The organism is Streptomyces sp. NPDC002623 (genome assembly GCF_053592635.1).
Genome location: NZ_JBSFWB010000011.1, coordinates 104,108 through 123,892, shown reverse-complemented (window position 1 = coordinate 123,892; position 19,785 = coordinate 104,108). Strand labels below are relative to the sequence as shown.

The window sequence follows — 19,785 nt, the reverse complement described above, 5'->3', positions numbered from 1 at the left end:
CCGCCCATTGTGGCAGCCCCGCCCTCACCGGCTCACGGCAGGAGCCTCGGCTTCTTCCGTGCCGCCACGTCCTCGACCCACCCGCACAGCAGCACGAAGACGCCGATCAGCAGCCAGCCCACGCCGAACATGAACCACTGGCTCTCGAGCGGCAGGTACTTCTCGAACGCGGGTACGTTCCAGAACTGGTCGACCAGCGGAACGGCCAGGATCAGGGCGATCTCGTGCCAGAGGTAGATCGTCACCGCGCGTGCGTTGAAGACGGTGACGATCCGGTTCGTGCGCCGGAAGCGGGTGAGCCAGGCGAAGTCGATCCCGAAGTAGGCCTTCGCCCACATCAGCAGCATGACGAAGCCGGCCGACCAGAAGGCCTGCGCGAGGGGGTTCTCGTCCAGGTCGTAGGTGCCGAACTCGGCCTGGTGCGTGAAGGCGTACCAGCCGCCGAAGGCGATCGCCGCCAGCGACACCACGACCACCAGGGCGGGCTTCATGCGCTGCAGGACGCCGTCGCGGTGCGCGAAGCCGAGCATCCAGCAGAAGAGGTACGTCGAGAGGTCCCACATCGCGGTGCCGACGCGGTTGTCCGGGCCGGCCCAGACAAAGGTCAGGACCAGGATCGGCGCGAGGGACAGCACCAGCACGGGGATCGGGGCGAGCCGGAACAGCCGCAGCAGGAGCGGCGAGAGCAGCACGAACCAGAGGTAGGTCCGCAGGTACCAGAGGATCTCCCAGGCCTGCTCGCCCCAGGCGTTGCCGGGCGGGTCGCCCAGCGGCACGATCCAGTAGACGATCTCCCAGTTCGGCATCCAGTCGTGGATCAGCATGGCCAGGACGACGAAGACGCCCCAGAACCAGAAGGGCGGGAGGAGCCGGCGCAGGCGGCTCTTCACCACCTTCGTCGCCGGACGCTCCAGGGACTTCGCCATCAGGGTGCCGGCCAGTCCGAACATGACCCCCATGGACGGGAAGACCATGCCGGCCCAGGCCCAGCCGAACGTGTGGTACGCGACGACTCTTATCAGGGCGAGGGCACGGAGGGTGTCGAAGTAGCGGTCCCGCTGGGGAGCAGCGAGCTTGGGCGGGGACTCGGCAGGCACTTCCTCGGCGGCGGGAGCCTCCGGCTCCGGCACGGACTCCGGATCCGGATCCGCAGCCGCAGCCGCAGCCTCCACGGTGGGCAGGGTCGCCGTCTCGTCGACGGCGACGCCCTGCCCGTACTCCACGTAGTCCGTGTGCTCCGCGTACTGGGCGTACTGGGCGCTCTGGGCGCCCTGGGCGCCCTGGGCGTACTGAGCGCTCTGGGCGCTCGGCGGGTATTGGGCGTACTGCATGTGCTCCTGGGGATACGGCTGCTGCACATACTGCTGCGGCTGCCCGTTCCTTCCGTAGCCCTCGTAGCCCTCGTAGCCCTCGTAGCCCTCGTAGCCGTCATGGCCCTCGTACCCGGACGGGTACTGCGGCTGCTGCCCGTAGCCCTGGTCGTACGGGTATCCCTGCCCGTACCCCTGCCCGTACCCCTGCTGCTGCTCCCAGCTCATCAGCTCACCCCGGCCGGGGTGCCGACCTCGCCCGTGCGCTTCAGTTTCTGCCAGCGCAGGCGGCCGCCGGTGAGGGCGGTGATGCAGGAGTGGATAAGGACGAGGTACATCATCTGGCGGTAGGCCAGCTGCTGGAGCGGCATCATCAGCAGGTAGCGGTACTTCTCCCTGTCCAGGCGGAACGCGTAGGCCGCGCAGCCCAGTTGGATGCCGAGGACCGCCAGCCAGGCCAGCAGGGCGGCCTGGAAGTCGATGAAGATCATCGAGTAGACGGTGAAGACGTCGATGAGCGGGGCGAAGACCGGTGTGATGATCTGGAAGAGCACGACCAGCGGCATCCCGACCCGGCCGAAGCGGCCCGAAGGGCCCTTGTCCGTGGGGGACTTGCGGTGCTTCCACAGGGCCTGCATGGTGCCGTAGGACCAGCGGTAGCGCTGGGACCACAGCTGCTTCAGGGAGCCCGGCGCCTCCGTCCAGGCCTTGGCGTGCTCCTGGTAGACGACCTGCCAGCCACCGCGGTGCATGGCGATGGTGATGTCGGTGTCCTCGGCGAGGGTGTCCTCGCTCATGCCGCCGACCTCCAGCACCGCGTCCCGGCGGAACGCGCCGATCGCACCGGGGATGGTCGGCATGCAGCGCAGCAGGTCGTACATGCGGCGGTCGAGGTTGAAGCCCATCACGTACTCGATGTGCTGCCAGGCGCCGATGATCGTGTCGCGGTTGCCGACCTTGGCGTTGCCGGCGACCGCGCCGACCTTCGGGTTGGCGAAGGGCTGCACGAGGTGGTGCACGGCCTCCGGCTCGAAGACGGTGTCGCCGTCCATCATCACGACGATGTCGTAACTGGCGTTGCGGACACCGTTGTTGAGGGCGGCCGGCTTGCCCGCGTTCTCCTGGCGGATGACGCGGACGTTGGTCATGCCGAGGGACCTGGCGGCCTCGCGCGAGATCTCGGACGTGCCGTCGGTCGAGCCGTCGTCCACGACGATGATCTCGATCGGGTGGGTGCTCTTCGCCAGCGACTTGAGGGTGTTGGCGATGCACTCCTTCTCGTTGTACGCGGGGACGATCACGCTCACCGGGCGGGTGATGGTCGGTCCCCAGCTGAAGCGGCGCTTGTTGCGCAGTCTGTAGTGGCGGCGGGCCAGGATCAGCATCATCCCGAAGCGGCCCATGACGGCCACGCCGACGACCATCAGTCCCACCGACAGTGTCGGCACGGTCCACTCGGCGAGGGTGACGGCCGCGATGAGGGCCTTGCCCTCGTAGAGGGTCACGCCGGTGGCCTCGCGGTGGGCGGCCTGCAGGCGGTTGATCGTCCCGCCCGCCCCGTTCCCGCCCTCGGCTCCGTTCCCGCCCTCGGCTCCGATACCGCCCTCGGTCCCGGCGCCGTTCGCGGCGCCGTTCGCCGTACCGCCGGGTATGTTGCCGGGCTGCTCGCCGGTCGCCCCGCCGGCCACGGCCGTTCCGCCCGCTGCGGCCGTCGCGCCCGCGCTCGGCGTCGCCTCGGCGCCGGCGGCCTGCTGCTGCCCCGCACCGGAGGCCTCGCGCGCCGCCGTGTTCTGCTCCTCGATCACACCGCTGATGGTGGTGAAGGTGTAGCCCGCGGCCTTCATCTTCTTGATGTAGGTCGGCAGCGCCTTGATCGTCTGCGAGCGCTCGCCGCCGGCGTCGTGGAAGAGGACCGATGCGCCCTTGCCGTCCTCGGGCGTGGCCCCCTCGATGATCTTCGAGACGCCCGGCTTCTTCCAGTCGTCGCTGTCCGTGTCGACGAAGACGCTGGTGTAACCGTCGGCGCCGAGCTCCTTGTAGACGGGATAGCTGTAGTTGTCGATGGCGTCCGTCTCGGAGGAGTACGGGGCGCGGAAGAGCGTCGTCGTGATGCCGGCCGCGCCGGCGAGGGCGAGCTGGGTCTGCTCCATCTCACGGTCGACGCGGGAGTTCGACTGGTAGGAGAGATCGACGTGGGTGAAGGTGTGGATGCCCACCTCGTTGCCCTGCTCGACCATGTCGTTCACGATGCCCGGGTAGCGCGAGACCATCGAGCCGACCACGAAGAACGTGGCGGGCACGTCGTACTCCTCGAGGATCTCCAGCACCTGCGGCGTCCAGGTCGGGTTCGGGCCGTCGTCGAAGGTCAGCGCGATCGTCTTGTCGGGTACCGAGATCGTGGTGGCCTGGCCGCCCTGGAAGGACAGGATGGGCCCGCCGTCGAGGACGTCCTCGGGCACCTTGCTGGCGCTGGCACCGGTGCGCACGCGCTGGTCGCCGCCGACCTCGGCGCGCAGATAGCCGTCGAGGAGCATCACCATGGTCAGCGCGAGCAGAAGCAGCAGGGCGAGGATGACTCGCGGTTTCTGGAGCGCCGCGGCCTTGCCCGCCGCCCGCTCTATGCGGCTCGGGGCGCGGCGGCGGCCGCGGGAGGTAGTGGTCGTCATGGGAGTGGCTGCGCTCCGGTCAGTTGGCGGCCGCGGAGGCGCTCGCGGTCGCGGTCGGGGCGGAGCTCGGCGGCTCGCCGGTGGCGACGCCCGACGGCGGGGTGCCGTTGGGCTTCGAGGGCGGGGTCCCGACGCCGCCCTGCGGCTGGACGCCGCCGGGGCCGGAGTTCTGGGAACCGCCCGGGCCGCCTCTGCCGCCGAAGGGCAGCAGCGAGGACGGGGTCAGCGAGGTGCCCCAGCCCATGAAGGCGGCTCCGAGGACGACGGCGTACACGAGGCAGCCCACGCCCATGAGAAGACCGATCCGGCGCAGCATCTTCGACCTGCGTCCGGAGTTGTCAACGAACACGGGCCCCTCGGCGGAGGCGACGTCACGTTTGCGGCCGCGACGGCTGCCGCGAGAGGCGGCACGGCTTTCGATGGCAGGCTCGGATTGCATATCCCCGGATATTAGAGAGCGTTTATGTGGCGCTGACTCTGAACCACTTGTGAGAGACCAATGAGAAACGCGTGAACCTGTCTCTTCCCTGAGAGAAGCTTGAAAGCCCTGCGCAACATCGATCTCCCATGCGAGGGTTGATTGTCCCTTTTGGGCGGGTGGTTATCACCTTTTGCGCGCTTGCGTCCATGACCTGCCTGTGTGTCCACTGTTCCCGCGCGATCCGCCCACATGTGAGACATTTCCAATTCGGAAACGCCTTTTGTTTCCGTCCTGAGACAGAAATCACGAGAGCGGGTGCATACGCAATGAGGAGTTTCCTGATGCCGACGGCTGGGGTCACCTGCCTGTTTGCCCTGGCCGTATCGGGATGCTCCGCGGGCTCCGACAGCACGTCGGACGCGGCGCCCGCGGCCACCGAACGGGCGAGCAGCAGCCCCTCTCCATCGGAGAGCGCGAGCTCATCCAGTACCAGCACCTCCTACGCGCCGTACGTGAGCGCGGGGGAGGCGTCGGAGAACGACTCCGCCGGTTCGCCGGCGACGTACAACCTGGCGTTCGTCATCGGCAGCGGCAGCGGCTGTACGCCGAAGTGGAACGGCACGCTCGCCATCGACGACACGACCGTGAAGTCCCGGATCGCGGCGCTGACGGATTCGGGCGCCACGGTGCGCGTCTCCTTCGGCGGGGCCTCCGGCGACGAACTGGCGGCGACCTGCGACAGCGCGTCCGCACTCGCGGAGGCGTACGGCGCGGCGCTCGACGCGGCCGGCTCCACCCAGGCCGACTTCGACATCGAGGGCGACGAACTGACCGACTCCGCCTCGGTCGCCCTGCGTTCCGAGGCGATCGCGGCCTTGCAGAAGGAGCGCACGGACCTGGAGGTCTCCTTCACGCTCCCGGTGATGCCCTCCGGGCTGGACGCCGACAGCCTGGCGCTGCTGGCGTCCGCGAACAAATACGACGTACAGGTATCCACCGTCAACCTCATGACGATGAACTACGGCGAGTCGTACTCCGGCGACATGGGCGGGTACGCGATCACCGCGGCGACGGCCGCGCAGGCACAGCTCAAGGAGGTCTTCGGCACGACGGACGTCAATGCGTGGAAGGCGATGGCGCTGACCTCGATGATCGGCACGAACGACGTCGACAACGAGACGTTCACGCTCGAGGACGCGGCGCAGGTGCGGACGTTCGCCAAGGAGAAGGGCATCTCCTGGGTGTCGATGTGGTCGACGTTCCGGGACCAGCAGTGTGAGGAGGGCACCGACACGGACGACGCGCTGACCAACTGCAGTGGCGTCGACCAGGAGGCCGGAGCCTTCGCGGAGGCGTTCTCGGAGTAGGCCCCGGCCCCCGCCTCAGCCCCTTGAGGTCGGCCTAGCGCCGTCTGTACACGAGGCGGCCCTCGACCACCGTCGCCACGCAGGTTCCCGCGCCGGCGGTGGCGAGGGCCGTCTCGTCGGGGACGTCGAAGAAGGCGAACCGGGCGGCGGAGCCGCGCTCCCTCGGCCGGGCGAACTCCACCGGCAGGCCACACGCGTACGGATCCAGCGAGGGCGCCCCGCCGGGCTGCCCGAGCCGGCCGATGGTCGCGAGGCCGGACCGGCGTACGGCGTCCCGCACCGCGCGACGGGCCGGTTCGCCGCCCTCGCAGGCCGCCGCGACCGTGCCGTGGGCCAGCATGCGCTGCACCCCGCGCCGGGCGCTCGCGCCCCAGCGGGCGTCGTCCGGGGCGAGCGCCGTGAGCGCGTCCCCGGTCAGCGGCGCGGTGCCCAGTTCGTCGGCCTCCCGCGGATCCGGGTGGTAGGCCCCGTCCAGCAGCTCCGTGCCGTGCAGGTTGATCAGTCCGGGCGTGAGGATGCCGGGCCACCGGCGCACCCTGGCCCGCGGAAACGCGTCGACGAGCTGTTCCAGCGGGCCGGCCTCGGCGACCCAGGCGCCCTCGACGGCGAGCGCCCGGCCCCTGGAGTCGGAGTGGATCGTCAGCACAGCAGCCCTAGTCGGAAACTCATCGAAGCCAATGGGAGGCGAAGGCTAATTGGAGGCGAGCAGCTTCAGTTCGGGGTGGGCCGTGCCGCCCGCGATCGCCGTGGACGAGATGTGGGACATGACCCGCTCGTCGACGGGGTCGTTCGCCGGGTCGTCGTGGACCACGAGGTGCTCGTACGTCGTGGCGCGCTGCGCGGGGACGCGGCCCGCCTTCCTGATCAGGTCGATGATCTCAAGGCGGTTGGAGCGGTGCTTGGCGCCGGCCGACGAGACGACGTTCTCCTCCAGCATGATCGAGCCGAGGTCGTCCGCGCCGTAGTGCAGGGAGAGTTGGCCGACCTCCTTGCCGGTGGTCAGCCAAGAGCCCTGGATGTGCCGGATGTTGTCCATGAACAGCCGGGCGATCGCGATCATCCGCAGGTACTCGAAGAGCGTCGCCTGGGTGCGGCCCTTCAGGTGGTTGTTCTCGGGCTGGTAGGTGTACGGGATGAAGGCGCGGAAGCCGCCCGTCCGGTCCTGCACGTCACGGATCATCCGCAGGTGCTCGATGCGCTCGGCGTTGGTCTCGCCGGTGCCCATCAGCATGGTGGACGTCGACTCGACGCCCAGCCCGTGCGCGGTCTCCATGATCTCCAGCCAGCGCTCGCCGGACTCCTTCAGCGGGGCGATCGCCTTGCGGGGGCGGGCGGGGAGCAGCTCGGCGCCGGCGCCCGCGAAGGAGTCGAGACCGGCCGCGTGGATGCGCGTGATCGCCTCCTCCACGCTCACCTTCGAGATCCGCGCCATGTGCTCGACCTCGGACGCGCCCAGGGAGTGGATCACCAGCTGCGGGTACGCCTGCTTGATGGCGGCGAAGTGCTTCTCGTAGTACTCGACGCCGAAGTCCGGGTGGTGCCCGCCCTGGAACATGATCTGGGTGCCGCCGAGTTCGACGGTCTCCGCGCAGCGGCGCAGGATGTCGTCCAGATCGCGCGTCCAGCCCTTGGCGGTGTCCTTCGGGGGCGCGTAGAAGGCGCAGAACTTGCACGCCGTGACGCACACGTTCGTGTAGTTGATGTTCCGCTCGATGATGTACGTCGCGATGTGCTCGGTGCCGGCGTACATACGGCGGCGTACGGCGTCGGCGGCGGCGCCGAGCGCGTGCAGCGGGGCGTCGCGGTAGAGGTCGAGGGCCTCTTCCGGCGTGATCCGCCCACCGGCCGCGGCACGGTCGAGCACGGACTGAAGGTCGGCCTTCTCGGTCACCGGGGGCGTCCCTTTCGTCAAGGATCAAGGGTTCTGGACGGACCGAACCAGCCTACGCCAGCGCTCCGACGAGGCCGACTTCAGGCCGTGTACGCGCCGATCAGCAGCCCCGCGAAGGTCCCCACGAGCATGAACGGCCCGAACGCGATCAACGTCTTGCGTCCGGCCCGCCCGAGGACGACCAGCGCGCCCCCGTACAGCGCGCCGAACAGGAACGCGGCGAACGTGCCCAGCATGACCGTCGCCCAGCCGTACCAGCCGAGGACGGCGCCCGTCCCGAGCGCCAGCTTCACATCGCCGAAGGCCATCCCGCCGGGGTTGACAAGGTGCAGCACGAGATACGCGCCGCCCAGGGCGAGCGCGCCCAGCAGGGCCGTCGTCCAGTGGCCGGCGTGCTCGGGCAGCAGCGCGACCGGGCCCAGCAGGGCGAGGGCGGCGGCCGCGAGCGGCAGGGTGAGCGGATCGGGCAGCCGCCGCACCCGCACGTCGACGACGCCCAGCAGCACCCCGACCGGCGCGAGCAGCAGCCAGACGGCCAGCTCGGGCCGGGTGCCGGTGGCGAGGGCGAGGGCGGCGCAGAGGAGCGCGGTGAGGGCGGGCAGGAGGAGCGCGCCGGGGGCGTAGGAGGCCCGGCACCGAGGGCAGTGCGCGCGCCCGAGCCATCCGCCGATCGGGTGACCGGCCGGGCAGGTCTCCCGCCAGCCGCCCTCCCGTTCCTCCCACGGCGCCGAGAAGCGGTAGGCGGCCCGCGGCAGCAGCACCCCCGCCGCGGCGCCCCACAGCGCGGCGACGGCGGCGAGCGCCAGGTCGCTGGGAGGCGTGCTCATCGCCGTGTACATCCCCGTGATCGCCGCCGTGCTCACCGGCTCCCCCGCGCGGTCCTGCTCTTCCCCTTGCCCTTCTTGCGGAGCCGCTTCAGCCGGGCCTGCTCCTGCGCGCGCTGCGCCGAGGTCACCGCGCCGCGGCGGCGGTACCAGAGGTAGCCGAGCAGGGCCGCCGTGGCCGCGTAGGCCAGCAGGGCGCTGCCGGTGCCCGGGATGTAGTCGCACATGGCCCCGCCCGAACTGCAGTTCCTGCCGGGCAGCGCGCCGAGGACGTACATCATCGCGCCGAACCCGGCCGTCCAGCAGAGGGCGCCCCCGATCGAACGTCCGATCCGCACCGGCCGGGTGCGGCCCCGGTTGCGTTCCGGGGCGGAGAACCACGCCCCGCCGACCCAGCCGGCCACCGACAGCAGCCCGAGCCCGGCGCCGACCGTCCAGCCGCCGCCGGGCAGTTCCACCAGCACCGGCGCGGTCACGCGCACGAACCACTTCAGCAGGCCCATCGCGGTCAGCAGGACGGCCAGCAGAGCCGCCAGGAGCAGGACGCCCCCGGCGAGACCCCAGCCGTCGCGGGCCCGGAACCGGCCGGTACCGGCGCCCACTACGAGACCTTCGACATGCGGGCCACCGGATTGCCCTCGGCCGCGCTGTCGGAGGCGTAGGTCAGGTCGTCGCCGGTCGGGGTGAGCGTGATGGTGTGGGCCTGCGGATTGCAGCCGCCGTGGTTGCTCTCCGCCCCCACCGAGGTGGCGACGACCTCCTTCTGCGTCACCTGCTTCAGCGTCAGCAGGTCGACGCAGACTCCGCCGAGCACGTCCGTCTGCCGTAGTTCGCCCAACTTCTCGCCGACGTCCGCCTGTTGGACCGTCACCCGGAAGGTGCCCATCGGCAGTGTGCCGCTGAGTCCGCTGCCCTGGCCCTCCCAGGTGCCGACGTAGTTCGCCGGGAGCGCGGCGGGCGACGCGCCGTCGGCGGGGCCGCCGCTCGCGGCAGCGGTCGAGTCCGCCGTCGAGTCCGCCGTCGGTTGCGCCGAGTAGGAGTCGCTGCCGGCGGCGGAGTCCTTGTCGCGGTCGCCCGGCAGCAGGTCGAACAGGAAGACCGAACCGACCGTCACCGCCGCCATCGCTCCCGCGACCGCCAGCGCGACGGTGCAGCTCAGCCGACGCCCGCGCCCGCCCTCGCCCGCCGCGGCGGAGGCGGCCACGGTGACGGACACCTTGCCGGGGGCGGCCGACGGCTCGGCGTCCCGCGGCTCGGGCACCGACACCGGTGCCGACACCGGCACCGGAACGGAGGCCGGCACGGAAGCCGGTGTGGAAGCCGGTGTGGAAGCCGGTGCGTCCATGACCGGCGGCGGACCGAACTCCCCGGACGTCACCGCCGCACTGCTGAAGGCCACCGGCCCGGACGCGACCGGGGCCACAGCCGCCCCCGCCGCCGTCCCCTCCAGGTTCAGCAGTTGGACGGCGCTCCGCCCCACCTGCTGCACCAGCGCACCCGGCAGCCAGCCGTCCGCCACCAGTCGGGCCGCGCCTTCGGGAGCGAGCCGTCGGGCGAGGTCGGCGGGGGCGGGTCGGGCGGCGGGGTCCTTGGCGAGGCAGGCCTCGACGACTTCCCGCAGGTCGCCCCGGAGCAGTCCGCCCTCCGGCTCGCCCAGTTCCGGCGGTTCGTGGACGACCCGGTAGAGGAGGGCGGCCGAGGAGTCCCCGGGGAACGGGGGCTGCCCGGTCGCCGCGTAGGCCAGCACCGCGCCGAGGGAGAACACGTCGGCCGCACCGGACGCGCCCCGGCCGAGGATCTGTTCGGGGGCCATGTAGCCGGGCGAGCCGACCGAGACGCCGGTCGAGGTGAGCGAGGCGGTGCCGTCGGTGGCGCGGGCGATGCCGAAGTCGATGAGCAGCGGGCCGTCGACCGTCAGCAGGACGTTGGACGGCTTCACGTCCCGGTGCACCAGGCCCAGTTCGTGCACGGCGGCGAGCGCCTCGGCCAGGCCCGCGCCCAGCACTTGCACGGAGTGGTGCGGGAGGGGCCCGTCGGAGGCGACCGCCGCGGCCAGGGACGGGCCCGCCGCGTAGCCGGTGGCCACCCAGGGGACGGCCGCCTCGGGGTCGGCGTCCAGGACCGGCGCGGTCCACGCCCCGCCGACCCGTCTGGCGGCGTCGACCTCGCGCCGGAAGCGGGCGCGGAACTCCTCGTCGAGCGCGAGGTGCGGGTGCACGATCTTGACGGCGACCGTGCGGCCGCCGGCGCTGCGGCCGAGAAAGACACGGCCCATCCCGCCGGAGCCGAGTCGGCCGAGCAGCCGGTAGGGCCCCACGGTCGTGGGTTCGTCGTCTCCGAGCGGCTGCATGGCCGTCCACCCCTCCCCCGTGCACAGCACGTCGTGCAGCACGCTGTGTGCAACACGTCGTGCAACACGTTCTGCAGCAGATTACGCAGATCGGGGCCGGAGCAGTTCCACCTTCACATCGGCCGGGAAGCCCGTCGTCGGGCCGACACGGCGGGCGAACTCCGCCACGGCCGCCAGTTGGGCCTCGCCGAAGCGGAAGTCGAGGGTGGTGAAGTACTGCTCGAGGACGTGTTCGTCGAACTCCTCCCAGCGGGCCGCCTGCTCGGCGACCTTGCCGACCTCGTCCAGGGAGAGGTTGCGGGAGTCGAGGAAGGCCTGGTGGACCTGGTGGGTGATGACCGGCTCACGCTCCAGGTACTCGCGCCGGGCCGCCCACACCGCGAAGACGAAGGGCAGGCCGGTCCACTCCTTCCAGAGCGCGCCGAGGTCGTGCACCTCCAGGCCGAGCCGCGGTCCGTCCAGCAGGTTGGCCCGCAGCGCCGCGTCGCCGATGAGCACGGCGGCCTCGGCCTCCTGCATCATCAGGCTGAGGTCGGGCGGGCAGGTGTAGTAGTCCGGCCGGACCCCGAAGCGGTCGGCCAGGAGCAGCTGGGCCAGGCGCACCGAGGTGCGGGACGTCGAGCCGAGTGCGACCCGTGCGCCGTCCAGCTCCTCCAGCGGGACCTGCGAGACGATCACGCAGGACATCACCGGGCCGTCGCAGCCGACGGCGATGTCGGGGAAGGCGACCAGGTCGTCGGCGTTCCTGAGGAACTCGACGAGGGTGATCGGACCGACGTCGAGGTCGCCGTGCACCAGCCGCTCGCTCAGCTTCTCCGGGGTGTCCTTGGTGAGCTCGAAGTCGAGGAGGGTGCCGGTTCTCGCGAGCCCCCAGTAGAGGGGCAGGCAGTTGAGGAACTGGATGTGGCCGACGCGCGGCCGGGTGCGAGAATTGTCCACATCGTGAGGCTAGACCCCGTCCCGGGCGCGCCGGACTCCGACCCCCGAGCGCCTCCGGGTCAACCTCTTTCAGGGATCTTCAAACATCCGGGTGACGTGATCTTGACCTCTATTGCATTCGGCAGCCTGCGTGCTAGGCTCGCCGCAAGTTGCAGTTTGGTTTCCCTTGCAGTACAGAGCCTGCGGAGCATGTAACCGCGGGCTCTCGTCGTTTTCAGACGTATGCAGTTGTGCGGCACTTGCTTTCACGCTTGCAGGGTTCTGGAGCAGGGCAACCCTTTGGGCCCAAGGAGGGCTTATGGCTACCGGAACCGTGAAGTGGTTCAACGCCGAAAAGGGCTTTGGCTTCATCGCCCAGGAAGGCGGCGGCCCCGACGTCTTCGTCCACTACTCCGCGATCAACGCGCAGGGTTTCCGTTCGCTCGAGGAGAACCAGCAGGTCTCCTTCGACGTGACGCAGGGCCCGAAGGGTCCGCAGGCGGAGAACGTCACTCCCGTCTGAACCTCCCTCACACCCGTGAGATCGCAAGTCTGAGAGCAGTACCCAAGGAGCCCTGTGCCTTTCGGCACGGGGCTCCTGCCTTTGCCCCGGCATATGCAGCACGTCAGACGTACGACGTACTGCATGACGAGACCGTCAGACGTGCTGCATGACCAGGATGAACGTGGTGCCCGGCGTCAGCGCCTCGTACGAATGCGGCACATCCCCGCGGTAGGTCATGTAGTCCCCGGGGTCGAGTTCCACGGTCTCCCCCGCCGGTCCGGCCTTCACTCTCCCCGTGCTCACGATCAGGTGCTCCACCGTGCCGGGAATATGCGGCTCCGAATCCCGGACGGCCCCGGGCTCGACCCGCAGGTGATAGATGTCCCGCCGCGCGCCGGGCGGGCTGGCGGACAGCAGGGTGCCCGCGAACTCGGCCTTCTCGGAGACGACGGTCGGCCCCTCGCCCGCCCGGACCACCTGCACGGACGGCGCCGACGGCTCGACGAGCGCGCTGAAGGGCACGCCGAGCGCCACGCCCAGCGCCCACAGCGTCTCGACGCTCGGATTCCCGCTCGCCGCCTCCAGCTGGGACAGCGTGGACTTGGCGATGCCGGCCCGCTTGGCCAGCTCGGACAGGGACAGCCCGGCGCGGGTGCGCTCGCGCCGCAGGGACGCGGCGATCCAGTCCAGGGGGAGTCTGGGCGGGCTTCCGGCCGTCTCGGACATCTCGTTCGCTCCATCGGTACGATCGTTCGCCTTGACGAACTCGGATGCTTCTGTTCATTGTAGAGAACATGCGTACGGCAGAACGAACACCCTGGTGGCGATCCGAGCGGGCCGGCCTGATCCGGCTCACCCGGGACGCCCAGTCGGCCCGGCTCACCCGGGACGCCTCCCTCGTCTGGGTGGCCAGCGGCGTCGTCGGCCTGTCCTTCGGTGCGATCTCCGTGGCCGGCGGGCTGCCGGTCTGGGCCCCCGTGGTGATGTCCCTGGTGGTGTACGCGGGCTCCGCCCAGTTCAGCGCGGTCGGCATCCTGATCGCCGGGGGCGGTCCGCTCGCCGCCGCCGCGACCGGGCTCCTGCTCAACACCCGCAACGCCGCGTTCAGCCTCGCGGTCGCCGACCTCCTCGGCCCCGGCCGGGCGACGCGGCTCCTCGGCGCGCACCTGGTGACCGACGAGACGGTCGCGTTCGCCCTCGCCCAGCCGGACCCCGCCCGCCGCCGCGCCGCGTTCTGGATCTCCGGCATCGGCCTGTTCGCCGTCTGGAACACGGGCGTGCTCGTCGGGGCCCTCGCCGGAAGCGCCCTCGGCGACACGGCCGTCTACGGGCTGGACGCCGCCTTCCCGGCCGTCCTCGTCGCCCTGGTCCTGCCCGCTCTCCGCAAGGACGCGCGCCTGCGCCGTCCGGCGGCCCTCGGCGCGGTCCTGGCACTCGCGGCGACGCCGTTCGTCCCGGCCGGAGCGCCGGTGCTGCTCGCGCTGGCCGGCCTGGCCGTATACGGATACGGCCGTAAGGAGGTCGCGGCATGAGTGCGACGGTGGCCGTGATCCTGATGCTGGCCGTCGGAACGTACGCCCTCCGGTTGATCGGCCCCGCGCTGCACGGGCGGCTGGAACTGCCCGCCCGGGTCCAGGAGCTGCTTTCCGCCGGGGCGGTGGTCCTGCTGGTCGCGCTGCTGGCGACGGGCGCGCTGACCGAGGACGGCGGCTTCGCCGGGTGGGCGCGTCCGGCCGGGGTGCTGGTCGCCGGGGTGCTGGCGTGGATCAGGGCCCCGTTCGCGGTGGTGGTGCTGGCGGCTGCGGCGACGGCCGGGGGGCTGCGGGCGCTGGGGGTCGCCTAGAAATGCCGGAAGGGACGCATCGTCAGCAGGGGTGGCTTGGAAGGGACCTGGTGTCAGTGGGGGCGGCTAGGGTCCCCGCCCATGACGGACACCGATGACTTCCTCACCGCCACCCGCACCTTCTACGACGCCATCGCCGACGACTACGCCGACCTCCTCCGTGACGAGGTCGCGGCTCAGCCGCTTGAGCGGGCCGTGATGCGGGCGTACTCCGAGTTCGTCGGCACCGGTGGCCGGGTGGTCGATCTCGGGTGCGGGCCCGGCCGGGTCACGGGGTTCCTCGCCACCCTGGGACTGTCCGTGTCGGGGCTCGACCTCTCGGAGTCGATGCTGGCGATCGCGCGGCGCGAGAACCCGGGGATCCGGTTCGAGCAGGGCTCGATGCTGAAGCTGGACGGCCATCCGGACGGCTCCCTCGACGGCGCGGTCAGCTGGTACTCCTCCATCCACACCCCTGTGGACGAACTCCCCGCCCTCTTCGCCGAGTTCCACCGGGTTCTCGCCCCCGGCGGCCACCTCCTCCTCGGCTTCCAGGTCGGCGACGTGCCCCGCCGCCACGACCGCCCCTGGGGTCACCCGGTCGCCCTCGACTTCCTGCGGCGCCGTCCGGAGCAGATGGTCGAGCTGCTGACCGCGGCCGGTTTCACCGAGCAGTCCCGCACGGTACGGGAGCCGAACACCGACCGCGGGGAGAAGGTCCCGCAGGCCTTCCTGATCCTGCGCAAGCCGCTGTAGCGCCGGACAGGCCCTGAGGAAGGCACGCAGCCGTCGGGCCCAACGGGGGTTCTCCGCAAGCAACTTGGCGACAACATCGGGACGCCGGTTTGGACCTGGATCCCAATCGAACCCAGGTACGATCGGCGCCTCAGGGCTGCCGGCCGTGTTCGGCAGCCCTCTCCCGGATGCTGGAAGGACGCGAAACAGTGCAGTCTCCGCTGCCCCGCCGGTCGAGGGGACCGTCGGCGATCGCCGCGGCGTCGGCTGCCGTCGCCCCGCCCGGCCGCACCGGCGCAGAGGACGATTCAGCGTCCTCCCCGGAGTCCGGGGCCGCAGCGCCGCCGATGTCCGAGGCGGCGGCCGCGTTCGCGGCGGAGGCCTCCGCCACGCCACCGACCGGGACGGCCACCCCCCGGTCTCAGACGGCACCTCGGACCTCGGCCGACGCCCGGACCGCGACCACGACCGCGACCACGCCTCCGGCCTCGCCCCCGGACCCGGACCCGGCCTCGTCCCCTGCCCCGGCCCGGGACCGGCGGCGGTTGTCGCGGCCGGTGCTGCTGGCGGGGGCCGCTGTGCTCGTGGCCGCCCTGATCGGTGGCGCGGCCTTCGTGGGGACCGGCGGCGGTGACGGGGACTCGCGGTCGGCGACCTCGATGCCGGGCGGCGGCCCGGCGGACAACGCGCGGGGCACCGGGCCGGACGCGAGCGCGCCGAGCGGGTCCGGCTCGGCCTCGGCGTCGACCGCACCGTCCGCGTCGCCGTCGCCCGGCGCCACGAGCGCGTCGCCGAAGGCGTCGGCCACGGGGTCGGCCAAGAACGCCGGCGCGCCCACCCAGGCCGGGCCGTCCACCGGCCAGGACGCCGACACCGGCTCGGGCGCAGGCACCGACGTGGCCGACGTCAAGGCGGGCGGCAGCGACGACGGCCCCTCCTGCACCTCGGCCGCGGGTTCCGGCCCGCTCACCGACTACTCGGCGTGCGTGTCCTCCGGAACCGTGACGTTCAAGGTGACCTTCCGCTCGGCGAAGCCCTTCTACCACGTGTTCATCGACACCGACGGCAACACCAAGACCGGCTACCAGCTCCCCTACCCCTCCCCCTCGGCCCTCGGCGCCGACTACATGATCGAGAACGGCGGCCTCTTCCGGAGCCGGTCGGCGGACTGGAGCTGGACGGAGACCTCGGCCCGCCCCACGAGGACGGTCAGCGGCGGCACGCAGACCTGGGTCCTGCCGCTGAGCAAAATCGGTTCACCGTCCCGCACCCAACGGGTGGAGTTCCACGCCGGTTCCGACTACACCGCCGTCATCACCTTCAACCCCGCGTAGGCGTGTTCAACCCGGCGTGGGCGTGTTCAACCCCGCGTAGGCGCGCTCAACCCGGCGTGGGCGTGGCTGCGAGATCGAGGGCCGCGATGTACCCGAAGGTCATCGCGGGCCCGATCGTCGAACCGGCGCCCGCGTAGCTGTGGCCCATGACGGCCGCGCCGGCGTTCCCGGCGGCGTACAGCCCGGGGACGACGGAGCCGTCCGCCCGCAGGACCCGCGCCCGGGCGTCCGTGCGCAGGCCGCCCTTCGTGCCGAGGTCGCCGGGGACGATCCGGAAGGCGTGGTACGGGGGCAGCCAGAGCGGTGCGAGGCAGGAGTTGGGCAGTACGGACGGGTCCGTGTAGTAGTGGTCATAGGCGCTGTCGCCGCGTTGGAAGTCGGTGTCCTTGCCGTGCAGGGCGAGGGTGTTGAACCGGTCGACGGAGGCGCGCAGGGCGGCGGCCGGGACGCCGATGGAGGCCGCGAGGGCGTCCAGGGTCCAGGCCTTGTGGGCGGCGCCCGAGCTGTACCAGTCGGCGGGGAACGCGAAGGTCGGGGCGACGTCCTTGAAGAGGTACCGGTTGCGGTAGTTCTGGTCGACGACCAGCCAGGCCGGGATGTCGGGGGCGGTCGGATTCCGGTCGTACATCGTGTGGACGACGTCGCTGTAGGGGGCGGCCTCGTTGACGAAGCGGGCGCCGGCCTGGTTGACCAACAGGCCGCCGGGGAGGGTGCGTTCGGCGAGGCAGAAGTACGGCTCGCCGGGGAGCGGGATGGCGGGCCCCCACCAGGCGTCGTCCATCAACGCGACGGCTCCTCCGGCTCGTTGGCCGGCACGGATCCCGTCCCCCGTGTTCTCCTTCGCCCCGACCGTCCACTCGGTCCCGATCGGCTGCCGCTGGTACTGCGCCCGCATCGCCGCGTTGTGCTCGAACCCGCCCGAGCCGACGACGACCCCCCGCCGCGCCCGCACCAGCCCCGGCACGCCGTTGCGGGTGACGACGGCCCCGGTGACCACGCCGCCCTCCACGAACAGGTCGGTGAGCGGGGTGTTCAGCCATACCGGGACCTGGGCGGCGAGCAGTCCGGCGCGCAGGCCGGCGGCCAGGGACTGGCCCATGGTGAGCGGCTTCTGCCCGAGCAGGGCGGCTTTCGTGCCCCGGGCCAGACACTCGGTGGCGACGGCGGCCCCCTTGAGGCTGACGGCGGCCAGCGCGAGCCACTTGTAGTCGGCGCTGAACACGACCATGCCGGCCGGGACTGCGAGGTACGGGGGGTTGAGCCGGGCGAGTTCGGCGCCGAGGAGGTTGCCGTCGAGCTGATCGGGCTCGACGGACCGCCCGCCGGGCAGTCCGCCGGACAGTTCGGGGTAGTAGTCGCTGTACCCCTCCATCCAGCGGAAGCGCAGCGGGCTGTTGGCCATGACGAAGGAGAGCATGGCGGGCCCGTGCGCGAGGAAGGCGGCCTGCCGGTCGGCGGGCACGTCCGCCCCGACGACGGCGGCGAGATAGGCGGCCGCCTTCGCGGGCGTGTCCGGCACCCCGGCGGCCAGGATGACGGAGTTGTTCGGGATCCAGATCCCGGCGCCCGACCGGGCGGCGGACCCCCCGAAGGTCGGCGCCTTCTCGACGACGACACACGTCAGTTGCCGCTTGGCGGCCGTGAGCGCGGCGGTCATCCCCGCGGCCCCCGACCCGATGACGACGACGTCATAGGTACCGAGAAGCGGAAGATCCGCCGCCCGCGCCCCTCCACCGGCGACCGCAAGCCCGGCCCCGGCGGTGGCCGCCCCGAGCACGGCCCTACGGGAGGGCAGTCCGACAGATCTCGCAGGGTCCGCGCTCGTGTTCATGGCCCACTCCAGCCCGCAGAAAACGCATGGATGAATGATTTCGGGTGCGGAGCCCGGAATGTCCCGCGAGGGTCTTGTGAAGTCAATGCCCGTGCAAGGTCGACGTACGACGCGCAGGGCGCGACGCCGCGCCGGCACCCCGCCTCGACGTGATCGCGCACCCCGCTTGAGTTGAACACGTTCAAAAACTCTGCGAGGGTGTGGCCATGAGATGGCCTCTTGCAGGTGCGTCACTCGCGTCGTCCGTCGCGTTGATCGCCGCACTGAGCGCATGCACCGCCGGCCTCGCCGGTCCCTACCAGTACTACAACGGCACCGGGCTGCACGACGCCGAAGCGGCCGAGGCCGTCGGGACCTGGGAGTGCGTCGAGGGAACGCGGCTCACCCTCCGCCCGGACGGGACTGCGGCCTTTCGGCAACTCGACGGCCAGGACTTCGACTTCGACGACGCCTGGCGCGTGACCGGCACGGGGACCTGGGCACTGGCCGACCAGGCCGGAGGCCAGACGATCAGCCTCACCATGACGACCCGGACGGCGGTCGGGACACGGGCCGCCACACCGGCGCCCACGGAGTCGTCCGAGGTGCCCTCGGCCTACACCTGGCGGTTCTACGTGGACCGCGATGCCCGCAGCAAGCTCGTGCTGTTCTTCTTCTACAGCGATCCCGACGCCGGAAACACCTATGTGATGCAGCGCGCGCACGGTTAGCGTGTTCGGGTGATTGACGACGTTGTGCGACTGCGGCCCGTTCGTGAGGGTGATCTGCCGATGCTGGAGCGGTTCATGGTCGACCCCGAGGCCGCTGGGCCGTTCGCGTGGTTCGGGTGGACGGATCCCGGGCGCTTCAGGCGCCGCTGGGCCGAGAACGGCATGCTCTCCGCCGACGGCGGCCAGCTGATGGTGACGACCGACACGGACACGCTCGGCTTCGTGGCCTGGCGCAAGGTCGTCACCGTGCCCCACTCGTACTACTGGAACATGGGCATCCAACTGCTGCCGCAGGCCCAGGGGCGTGGCGTCGGCACCCAGGCCCAACGCCTCCTGGCCCGCTACCTGTTCGCGCACACGCCCGCCGCGCGGATCGAGGCGCACACCGACGTGGAGAACATCGCCGAGCAACGCGCCCTGGAGAAGGTCGGTTTCACCCGCGAGGGCGTCCTGCGCAGCGTCATTTTCCGGGACGGGCGCTGGCGTGACAGCGTGTCCTACAGCGTGCTGCGGGACGACGCGCCCTGAGCGACCGGCACGCCGACCCACCCGCCTGACTACACCCCCAGTCCGGGCGGTGGCGGGCCCAGGGGGTCCTCCGGCAGGGCCGTCGGGGATCTCAGCGTGCGCTCGTACGCCTCCCGGTCGAAGGTGAACGGGCCCAGCGGCAGTTCGCCCCAGTGTTCCCGCTCCGGGTAGTGGAAGGACGTCCAGGTGACCGTCGTCGACGTCGCGGCGATGCGGGTCATCAGGGGCGCGCAGAACCACAGGCCGCAGCGGCAGCCGAGGAGCGGGACCGGGGCCGTCTCGGTGAGGAAGTGGTTCGGGGTGTCCTCGAACTCCCGGACGCCCAGGCCCCCGTGGCCTTGCCAGATCAGCTCGGCCGACTCACGCTCCTGGTCCTCGAACTGGTCCTCGAGCTCCGGCCGCCGCAGTTCGCGCGTCGCCCAGGCCGTCAGCGCGCGCAGATCGGCGCCGTCCACCCGGATGCCCCAGACGGGGGAGGACGGGTGTTCGTCGTCGGGGTGGTGGAGGAACTCGATGATGTTCATGCCGCTTATGCCGTTCATGGCGTTCATGCCGTTCACGAGCGGCATCTTC

Annotated in this window: 21 protein-coding genes; 8 read left to right on the top strand and 13 right to left on the bottom strand. The window is 71.3% G+C overall.

Annotation, left to right across the window (positions count from 1 at the left end; all coding sequences use genetic code 11):
- Positions 1-32 precede the first annotated feature (32 nt).
- From ACWD4O_RS21505 to ACWD4O_RS21495, 3 genes are read right to left on the bottom strand one after another with little or no spacing between them, the layout of a single operon-like run.
- A complete protein-coding gene (locus ACWD4O_RS21505; protein ID WP_451281919.1) occupies positions 33-1,538 on the bottom strand; it encodes an acyltransferase family protein in 1,506 nt (501 codons plus the stop codon).
- A complete protein-coding gene (locus ACWD4O_RS21500) occupies positions 1,538-3,976 on the bottom strand; it encodes a bifunctional polysaccharide deacetylase/glycosyltransferase family 2 protein (protein WP_451281918.1) in 2,439 nt (812 codons plus the stop codon). The genes ACWD4O_RS21505 and ACWD4O_RS21500 overlap by 1 nt, the downstream gene beginning before the upstream one ends.
- Positions 3,977-3,995: 19 nt before the next feature.
- Positions 3,996-4,325 (bottom strand): hypothetical protein, encoded by a 330-nt coding sequence (locus ACWD4O_RS21495; RefSeq protein WP_451281916.1) that lies wholly within the window; start codon positions 4,323-4,325, stop codon positions 3,996-3,998.
- 398 nt (positions 4,326-4,723) lie between these two features.
- Between ACWD4O_RS21495 and ACWD4O_RS21490 the strand changes: the two genes are divergently transcribed.
- The gene (locus ACWD4O_RS21490) at positions 4,724-5,764 is read left to right on the top strand and encodes a chitinase (protein ID WP_451281914.1); all 1,041 of its coding nucleotides are present in this window, start codon (positions 4,724-4,726) and stop codon (positions 5,762-5,764) included.
- 34 nt (positions 5,765-5,798) lie between these two features.
- Here the strand turns inward: ACWD4O_RS21490 and ACWD4O_RS21485 are convergent, their stop codons facing one another.
- From ACWD4O_RS21485 to ACWD4O_RS21460, 6 genes are all read right to left on the bottom strand, one after another.
- Positions 5,799-6,410: a hypothetical protein gene (locus ACWD4O_RS21485; RefSeq protein ID WP_451281912.1), complete on the bottom strand. Its 612-nt coding sequence runs from the start codon at positions 6,408-6,410 to the stop codon at positions 5,799-5,801.
- A 45-nt stretch (positions 6,411-6,455) separates the two neighbouring features.
- Positions 6,456-7,655 carry a cyclic dehypoxanthinyl futalosine synthase gene (mqnC, locus tag ACWD4O_RS21480; RefSeq protein WP_351904150.1) on the bottom strand — a complete coding sequence of 400 codons (1,200 nt, stop codon included), beginning with the start codon at positions 7,653-7,655 and terminating at the stop codon, positions 6,456-6,458.
- 80 nt (positions 7,656-7,735) lie between these two features.
- On the bottom strand, positions 7,736-8,482 hold the full coding sequence (locus ACWD4O_RS21475; RefSeq protein ID WP_451281910.1) for a prepilin peptidase: 747 nt from the start codon (positions 8,480-8,482) through the stop codon (positions 7,736-7,738).
- A gap of 32 nt (positions 8,483-8,514) precedes the next feature.
- Entirely contained in the window at positions 8,515-9,081 is a 567-nt protein-coding gene (locus ACWD4O_RS21470) for a hypothetical protein (RefSeq protein ID WP_451281908.1), read from the bottom strand.
- Complete coding sequence (locus ACWD4O_RS21465) at positions 9,081-10,829, bottom strand: protein kinase domain-containing protein (RefSeq protein ID WP_451281906.1); 1,749 nt, start codon at positions 10,827-10,829, stop codon at positions 9,081-9,083. Before ACWD4O_RS21465 ends, ACWD4O_RS21470 begins: the two co-directional genes overlap by 1 nt.
- An 81-nt stretch (positions 10,830-10,910) precedes the next feature.
- The gene (locus ACWD4O_RS21460; protein ID WP_451281904.1) at positions 10,911-11,768 is read right to left on the bottom strand and encodes a menaquinone biosynthetic enzyme MqnA/MqnD family protein; all 858 of its coding nucleotides are present in this window, start codon (positions 11,766-11,768) and stop codon (positions 10,911-10,913) included.
- 298 nt (positions 11,769-12,066) lie between these two features.
- Between ACWD4O_RS21460 and ACWD4O_RS21455 the strand changes: the two genes are divergently transcribed.
- Entirely contained in the window at positions 12,067-12,270 is a 204-nt protein-coding gene (locus ACWD4O_RS21455; protein WP_003974443.1) for a cold-shock protein, read from the top strand.
- Between the two features lie 135 nt (positions 12,271-12,405).
- Here ACWD4O_RS21455 and ACWD4O_RS21450 read toward each other — a convergent pair whose 3' ends face one another.
- Positions 12,406-12,978 carry a helix-turn-helix domain-containing protein gene (locus tag ACWD4O_RS21450; protein WP_451281902.1) on the bottom strand — a complete coding sequence of 191 codons (573 nt, stop codon included), beginning with the start codon at positions 12,976-12,978 and terminating at the stop codon, positions 12,406-12,408.
- A gap of 68 nt (positions 12,979-13,046) precedes the next feature.
- Here ACWD4O_RS21450 and ACWD4O_RS21445 point away from each other — a divergent pair, with 68 nt between their 5' ends.
- The 3 genes from ACWD4O_RS21445 (at position 13,047) to ACWD4O_RS21435 (ending at position 14,830) form a co-directional block, all read left to right on the top strand.
- Entirely contained in the window at positions 13,047-13,784 is a 738-nt protein-coding gene (locus tag ACWD4O_RS21445; RefSeq protein ID WP_451281900.1) for an AzlC family ABC transporter permease, read from the top strand.
- Complete coding sequence (locus tag ACWD4O_RS21440) at positions 13,781-14,095, top strand: AzlD domain-containing protein (RefSeq protein ID WP_451281899.1); 315 nt, start codon at positions 13,781-13,783, stop codon at positions 14,093-14,095. Before ACWD4O_RS21445 ends, ACWD4O_RS21440 begins: the two co-directional genes overlap by 4 nt.
- Positions 14,096-14,176: 81 nt before the next feature.
- A complete protein-coding gene (locus tag ACWD4O_RS21435; protein ID WP_451281898.1) occupies positions 14,177-14,830 on the top strand; it encodes a class I SAM-dependent DNA methyltransferase in 654 nt (217 codons plus the stop codon).
- A 400-nt stretch (positions 14,831-15,230) separates the two neighbouring features.
- Here the strand turns inward: ACWD4O_RS21435 and ACWD4O_RS21430 are convergent, their stop codons facing one another.
- Positions 15,231-15,701, bottom strand: coding sequence for a hypothetical protein (locus tag ACWD4O_RS21430; protein WP_451281896.1), 471 nt, complete (start codon positions 15,699-15,701; stop codon positions 15,231-15,233).
- Positions 15,702-15,705: 4 nt separating this feature from the next.
- On the opposite strand from ACWD4O_RS21430, the gene ACWD4O_RS21425 reads away from it, so the two are divergent.
- The gene (locus ACWD4O_RS21425) at positions 15,706-16,143 is read left to right on the top strand and encodes a hypothetical protein (protein WP_451281894.1); all 438 of its coding nucleotides are present in this window, start codon (positions 15,706-15,708) and stop codon (positions 16,141-16,143) included.
- A gap of 46 nt (positions 16,144-16,189) precedes the next feature.
- Here the strand turns inward: ACWD4O_RS21425 and kstD are convergent, their stop codons facing one another.
- Positions 16,190-17,974 (bottom strand): 3-oxosteroid 1-dehydrogenase, encoded by a 1,785-nt coding sequence (kstD, locus tag ACWD4O_RS21420; RefSeq protein ID WP_451281892.1) that lies wholly within the window; start codon positions 17,972-17,974, stop codon positions 16,190-16,192.
- 206 nt (positions 17,975-18,180) lie between these two features.
- Here kstD and ACWD4O_RS21415 point away from each other — a divergent pair, with 206 nt between their 5' ends.
- Positions 18,181-18,684 (top strand): hypothetical protein, encoded by a 504-nt coding sequence (locus ACWD4O_RS21415; protein WP_451281890.1) that lies wholly within the window; start codon positions 18,181-18,183, stop codon positions 18,682-18,684.
- A gap of 9 nt (positions 18,685-18,693) precedes the next feature.
- Positions 18,694-19,212, top strand: coding sequence for a GNAT family N-acetyltransferase (locus ACWD4O_RS21410; protein WP_451281888.1), 519 nt, complete (start codon positions 18,694-18,696; stop codon positions 19,210-19,212).
- Between the two features lie 29 nt (positions 19,213-19,241).
- On the opposite strand, the gene ACWD4O_RS21405 is transcribed toward ACWD4O_RS21410, so the two are convergent.
- Entirely contained in the window at positions 19,242-19,781 is a 540-nt protein-coding gene (locus tag ACWD4O_RS21405) for a hypothetical protein (RefSeq protein WP_451281886.1), read from the bottom strand.
- Positions 19,782-19,785: the final 4 nt, after the last annotated feature.